This window comes from Desulfobaculum sp. (genome assembly GCF_054921475.1).
In genome coordinates this window covers 1-6744 of the sequence record NZ_JBUDSW010000210.1, presented here as the reverse complement: position 1 = coordinate 6744, position 6744 = coordinate 1, and the positions used below count along the sequence as shown (strand labels likewise).

6 protein-coding genes are annotated in these 6744 nt (G+C 62.3%); 1 reads left to right on the top strand and 5 read right to left on the bottom strand.

The window, feature by feature from the left end; genetic code table 11:
- The 5 genes from ACY69P_RS12725 to ACY69P_RS12705 all read right to left on the bottom strand — a co-directional run.
- Window positions 1-767 (bottom strand): sigma-54-dependent transcriptional regulator (locus tag ACY69P_RS12725; protein WP_462327744.1); only part of this gene is annotated, 767 nt, incomplete at its 3' end.
- 12 nt (window positions 768-779) lie between these two features.
- On the bottom strand, window positions 780-2183 hold the full coding sequence (locus ACY69P_RS12720; RefSeq protein ID WP_462327743.1) for an HD domain-containing phosphohydrolase: 1404 nt from the start codon (window positions 2181-2183) through the stop codon (window positions 780-782).
- A gap of 53 nt (window positions 2184-2236) precedes the next feature.
- The gene (locus ACY69P_RS12715) at window positions 2237-3172 is read right to left on the bottom strand and encodes a TIGR01777 family oxidoreductase (protein ID WP_462327742.1); all 936 of its coding nucleotides are present in this window, start codon (window positions 3170-3172) and stop codon (window positions 2237-2239) included.
- A 114-nt stretch (window positions 3173-3286) separates the two neighbouring features.
- A complete protein-coding gene (locus ACY69P_RS12710; RefSeq protein WP_462327741.1) occupies window positions 3287-5494 on the bottom strand; it encodes a sensor histidine kinase in 2208 nt (735 codons plus the stop codon).
- 8 nt (window positions 5495-5502) lie between these two features.
- Window positions 5503-6057 (bottom strand): DUF4390 domain-containing protein, encoded by a 555-nt coding sequence (locus ACY69P_RS12705; protein WP_462327740.1) that lies wholly within the window; start codon window positions 6055-6057, stop codon window positions 5503-5505.
- A 217-nt stretch (window positions 6058-6274) separates the two neighbouring features.
- Here ACY69P_RS12705 and ACY69P_RS12700 point away from each other — a divergent pair.
- Window positions 6275-6744: 23S rRNA (pseudouridine(1915)-N(3))-methyltransferase RlmH (locus ACY69P_RS12700; RefSeq protein ID WP_462327739.1), on the top strand; the 470-nt coding region annotated here is incomplete at its 3' end.

The window sequence follows — 6744 nt, the reverse complement described above, 5'->3', positions numbered from 1 at the left end:
CGCAGAATCTTGGCCTGCGTTTTCAGGCTCATGTCGCCGATTTCATCAAGGAACAGCGTGCCCGTGTGCGCCAGCTCAAACTTGCCGGCCTGCGCGGACTCCGCGCCGGTAAACGCGCCCTTCTCGTGCCCGAAGAGTTCGCTTTCGATAAGCTCCTCGGGGATGGCGGCGCAGTTGACGGCCACAAGGGGGCGCTCTGCCCGGCGGCTTTGCTGGTGGATGGAGCGGGCCACAATTTCCTTGCCGGTGCCGTTCTCGCCGGTGATGAGCACCCACGCGTCAGTGGGGGCCACCTGCTCAATCTGCCGCCGCAGGGCGACAATGGGCGCGGACTCGCCGGTAAGGCGGTGGGTGTGGTCGGATTCAATGCGCTCCTTGAGGGCGCGGTTCTCCTGCCGGATGGAGTTGAACTCCAAAGCCTTGTTCACGCAGACGATGACCTTTTCCAGCGACAGGGGCTTTTCGATGAAGTCAAACGCACCCTTCTTGATGGCGGTCACGGCGGTCTCAATGCTTCCATGGCCGGAAATCATGATGACCGGGATGTCCGGCCACTTTTCGCGCACGGTTTCAAGGACGGACAGCCCGTCAATGCCGGACAGCCAGATATCCAGCAGGATGAGCGAGGGGGACTGCGCCTCCAGCGTGGAGAGGGCCACTTCGCCGCTTTCGGCCTCCATGACCTCGTAGCCTTCGTCCTCCAAAATGCCGCGCAGGGAAAAGCGAATGCCTTCCTCGTCATCCACGACAAGAATCAGGTTGTTCACCTGCAGTGCTCCTTATTGTTCCACCGGGGCCGCGGCGGAGCTTTCGCCGCCGTCAAAGTCGAACCCCGCTTCAAAAAGTTCCAGACACACGTCCACCACGGCGGTGTCGTACCGGTTGCCGCGCCCGGAGCGGACTTCCTCCAAGGCCCGGTCCAGCCCAAGGGCCGCCCGGTAGGGCCGGTGCGAGGACATGGCCTCCACCACATCGGCCACGGCAAGGATGCGCGCCTGCTGCAAAATATCGTCGCCCACCAGTCCCTTGGGGTAGCCGGAGCCGTTGAGGCGCTCATGGTGCTGGAGCACAATATCCGCCACTGGCCACGGGAAGGGCACCATACGCAAAATTTCGTACCCGGCCTCGGGGTGGGTCTGCATCATGTTGAATTCAATGGCCGACAGCGAGGCGGGCTTGGACAGAATCTCCGCCGGAACATAAATTTTGCCAAGGTCGTGCAGCTGGGCCGCGACCTCGATGCCGCGGACCATGTCTTCCTCCAGCCCCATGCTCGTGGCAATGGCCACCGCCAGCTTGGACACACGCAGCTGATGCCCTGCGGTGTACGGATCGCGCTTTTCGGAAGTGACAATCAGCGCGCCAACGGTGGCGTCCAGCGCCTGCCGCAGGTCCTTGACGCTCTTTTTCAGCGCAACCATGGTCCGGCGGCGCTCGGCAATATTGCGAAATGCCGCCACAAGGCCGAGGATTTCGCTGTTGTCATCGCGCACGGCGGTAACGTGCAGGTCCACGGGAACGCGCTCCGACGGCCCGCCAACCAGCACCACAGCGTCGGTGCGGATGGTCTTGCGCCCGCCAAGGACGCGGGCCACGGGGTCAAAGCCGCGCCCGAACTCTTCGTCCTCAAGCCGCAGCACGTCACCCAGCGGCCTGCCCGTGGCCTCATCCTGCGACCAGCCGGTCAGCGCCACGGCCACGCGGTTCATGTAGTTGACGCGGCCAAGGTCGTCCGTGGAGATAACGCCCTCGCCCACGCTATCCAGCGTGGCCTGAAGCCACTGGCGGTTCTCGCGCACCCGGCGCTCCGCCGCGTGCTTGTAGCAGGCCATCTCTATGGCGGTGTGGACCTCGCGGTCCTCAAAGGGCTTGATGATGTAGCCGAACGGCTCGGTGACCTTCACGCGCTGGACGGTTTCAGAATCCGCATAGGCGGTGAGGAAGACGATGGGAATGTCGAACCGGCGGCGGATGGCCTCGGCGGCCTGAATGCCGTCCATGTTCCCTTCAAGCTGAATATCCATCAGCACGAGGTCCGGCTCATGCGTTCCGGCCATGGCGACGGCGTCGCCGCCAGTGCGCGCCTGCCCCACGACCTCATAGCCAAGGGACCGCAGCCGGTGCGAAATATCAAGAGAAACGATGGATTCGTCCTCGACCACCAGTATTCTCTTCCGCGTCATGCTCACCGCCGTGCTAAAGGATGGCCCAGGGCATACTGCCCATACATCCGCCCCTAATCATTGATAATATCTTCCAGTGCATCCTGCAGGAAAGGATAGCGGAAAACAAAACCTTTTTCCACCAGCCGGCGCGGCACGGCGCGGATGGAGGAAAGAATCATTTCGTCGGCCATCTCGCCCATGGCAAGACGCAGGGCAAAACGGGGCACATTCAGCCACGAGGGCCTATCCAGCGCGCGCCCAAGCTCCTTGCAAAAGTCGCGCATGCGCACCACGCCCGGCGCCGACAGGTTGAACGCGCCCTGCGCGTCCTCGCAGTCCACCAAAAAGGCCAGCGCGCCCACCTCGTCCTGCACATGCACCCACGGGAACCACTGCCCCCCGCCGCCAAGCGGGCCGCCGACGTACATCTTGAACGGCGGCAAAAAACGCTCCAGCACGCCGCCATTCATGCCAAGGACAATCCCCGTGCGCGCATAGGCCACCCGCACGCCATGCTCGGCCACGCCGGCAACGGCGGCCTCCCACTGCGTACAGACTTCGGCCAAAAAGCCCGGCCCGGCGGGAAGGTCTTCGGCAAGCTCCTTATCGTCCGCCGAGGCCTGTGGTCCGTAGTAGCCAACGGCAGAACCCTGTACCACGGCCTGCACCTGCGCGTCCGCCTTGGCAACGGCGGCGGCAAGGGCGCTGCCCACACGCACCCGGCTGTCCAGAATCCGCGCCTTTTTCTGCTGCGTCCAGCGGCCCGAGGCGATATTGTCCCCGGCCAAATTCACCACGGCCTGCGGCCCATGTCCGGCATCCAGCACGCGGGCAAGGGCGTCCGGGTCTGCGCCGTCCCATCCAGCGGCAGTCACATGGCCGGAGAACAGGCGCTCCGCCCGCTCAGGGGAGCGCGACGTCACCACGACATTGTGCCCCTTCTCCTTCAGGGTCACGCACAGCCGCCTGCCGATGAACCCTGTTCCGCCAATGATGATGACTCGCATGCCTCTCCTCCTCGCCAGCCTTCTGCGGCCGATTTGGGGTGATGGGAAGGTGCCGCGCTGACTGCCGCCACCTCCCCGGCGGCGCGGGACCGGCGGCCAGCGGGGAAACGTTGACTAGACGGGCAATTCCACAACGATGGTGGTGCCCTTTGGCTCGTGGGGCACGGCGCGGACGTAGCCGTGATGGTCGCTGACAATGGATTTGACGATGGTCAGCCCAAGGCCGGTGCCGCCCTTCTTGCGGGAGAAGTAAGGCTCGAAGAGCCGCGAGCGTTCCTCCTGCGTCAGGCCCGCACCGTTGTCGCGAATTTCCATACGCACCCACCCAAGCATTTTGTCACAGGTGACCACGATGTCCACCGTGGGGTCCGTTTCGCCGTGCAGGGCGTCCGCCGCATTGGTCAGCACGTTGATGAGCACGCGGCGCATGCCTTCGCTGTCCAGCTTAATGCGCGGAATCTGCCCCTCAAAGTGCAGGTTCCAGTGCACGGAGCTATGGCTGTTGCGGAACATGGCCACAACTTCTTCGATGAGCGGTGCAAGGTAGCCCCACTTGAGGTCCACCTCCGGCAGCTTAGCGAAGGACGAGAACTCCTGCACCATCTGCTGCAGGTGCTCCACCTGATTGACGATAAGCTGGGTGCTCTGGGTGAACACCGGGTCCTCCACCTGCTCGGCGAACTTGCGTTCCATGCGCTGGGCGGAGAGCTTGATGGGCGTCAGGGGGTTTTTAATTTCATGGGCAATGCGCCGCGCAACCTCGCGCCATGCGGCCACACGCTGCATCTTTTCCAGCTCCGTGATGTCCTCAAACACCGCCACGATGCCGGAGTCGTTGCCTTCGGAATCCTCCAGCGTCACCACGTTGACGAGGAGCTTGAGGTCCCGGGTCCCAAGGGTGAGGTCAATCTGGCGCTGCCACTGCGAGCCGGGGCTGGCCCCCAGCTGCTCGAACACCTCGGTAATGAGGTCCGCGTAGTGGCCCTGCAGCAAATCAAGAGGACGGCTGCCCGCAATGGCTCCGCCGTCAAGGCCAAGCATAGTCTCGGCGGCCTTGTTCACGGTGCTGACGCGGCCCTTGGGGTCCAGCGAAATCACGCCTGCGGTAATATTGTCCAGCACGGCCTCAATGTAGCGGCCGCGCTGCTCCAGTTCCTGATTCTGCTGGTTCAGGCGCTCGTTGGCTTCCGTGAGTTCGGAGCGCGAGAGTTGCAGGTCCTTGGCCATTTCGTTGAAGCTCTGCACCAGAAAGCCCAGTTCGTCGCTGGAGGTATCCTCAAGGCGCACGCTCAGGTCGCCGCGCGCAATGCGCTGGGTACCGTGGGCCAGCGCCTGCACCGGCGCGGACAGCTCCTTGGCAAGACGCATCCCAAACCAGATGGCCCCCATGACGATAAGCATGGTCACCACGGCGAGCAGCACATACAGCGCCAGCTTCCACTGGTGCTTCATGGTGCGAATCTGCTTGTACTCGCTGATGCCGTTAACAATCTTGTCCAGCTTGTACAGCAGGCCATGGCCAATGCTCTCGCCAAGGACAAGGTAGCCGGTTTTGCCGTCGTCAACGGGCAGAATGCCGAGGACCATATCCGCCCCGGACCCCGCGCGGATGGTGGACCAAAATTCCGGGCGCTCGCGCAGGCTCTCCCAGTTGACGTTATCGCGCACCTCCTCCCACACGCCTTTCCACTCCGGCCCGGTATGCCAGTTCTGCTCCTTCTGGTCCGGAGTGATGACGCCAATGAGCGACAGGTCGTACTCCTTGCGCTTTTCGCGCAGCAGGGCGTCCATGCTCTTGCCGCCCCACGCAAAGCGCCGCTGAAGGATTTGCTCCAAAATATAGGTGGAGCGCCGCTCCAGACGCTCCTGCGAGGAGGCATAGAACGCCTGCCCCACTTCCAGCGCCTGCTCCAGCGAGTCCTCAACCTGCGTCTTGAACCAAAAGTCCACGGAGGTCTGGACGAACTTTGCGCCAAGGGCGAACATGAGAAAGGTGGGAACAATGGACAGCGCCACAAAGGAGATGACAAGCCGGGTGCGCAGCTTGGACCCCAGCACGTTGCGGCGGCGCTCAAGGGCCAGCTTGATGACGTTCCTGAGTACCACAAAGACGACGGTAAACAGGAGGATGACGTTCAGGTTGAATAGGCCGAGGAAGATGAAGGAATTGACTTCCCCAAAGTATTTCAGCTCCACCCACGTCAGCATCAGCACAACGAGGAGCGCCCCGCAGGCCATGAGCAATTCGCGCTGGCGGCGCTTGCGTTCCTTGGTGGTGCCGGTGCCGACCTTAATGGACGAGGTTTCAAGCTGTTCGTTCATGGAACTGCCTAGTAGCGGAAATCAAGTTGGTAGCTGACGGGCTGATAGACGTCCCATGACTTGAAAAACACCACGTACCGCAGCCAGACAGGTACGTCGCGCCGCGTGAGGGTGATGGAAAGGTCCAAGCTGTACTCTCCGCCCGGAGACAACGCGGCCCATGGCCCAATGACCATGGACAGCCGCCCCCATCCGTCCTTGAGCAGTGCGGCAAGGTCCTTGGAGCGCAGCGCCTTTTCCGCGCCGGGCAGGTCCAGCACATAGTCCTGCGCCAGCACGTCGCGCCGCAGGGTGGAAACCCACTCCTCCTCGGCCAGCGTTTTATCGGGCCACATGCTCTTGCGGCGCGACACGCCGCCCTCGCACACCAGCCCAACGGTGGAACCTTCGGCAAGAACCTGTTCAAGCTCCTCCAACTGGTCCACCCGCACGCCAAAGCGCACGGTGATATTTCCGGCAAGGTTATCAAGGATAAGGTTGCCCAGTTCCAGCCCCCCGGCGGCATGGGCGTGGCGTACGCCCCCGGTGGACAGGGCAAAGACGGCAACAATACAAAATACCACAACAAGCCATGGTGCATTCGTGCGGCGGGAACAAACGTCCGGTGCGCGATGTCTCGGCATCAGGTAAACCTCAGGGTGATCACTCGTGTATTTCATCGAATCGGCCATCGCGCATGGCGCTGACGGCGAACTTGAACAATGGGTGTATCTCTGACAAGTAAACCAAGCCCCGTCCTTTGACAACCGGACGCGACCAACCCCAACAAAAAGAGAACACATGAAAAAGCTGAAATTCCTCTGGGTGGGCAAGCTCAAAAAAGGCCACTGGCAGGACGCCGCCGCCTATTATCATAAAGCCATCAAACGGCACTACCCGGTGACCGAAGTTATCGTAAAGGACGCCCCCGGCCATCTGGAAACCGAGGCCAAAAAAGAGTGGGAAGGCAAAAAGATCCTCGAAAAACTGGACCCGCAGGACTTTCCCGTTGCCCTGGACGAGCACGGGGCAACCATGACCTCACCGGCCCTTGCCAAGTCCTTAACCAAATGGTCCGAGGACCCGGCCACCGCGCCCTGCTTCATCATCGGCGGCGCGTTTGGTCTGTCGCAGGATGTGCTGGACAAATGCCGCTTCACCCTCAGCCTCTCGCCCATGACCTTCCCGCACGAACTGGCGCGCGTGCTGCTGCTGGAACAGCTCTACCGCGCGGCCAGCATCCAAAAGGGGCTGCCCTACCACCACGTGTA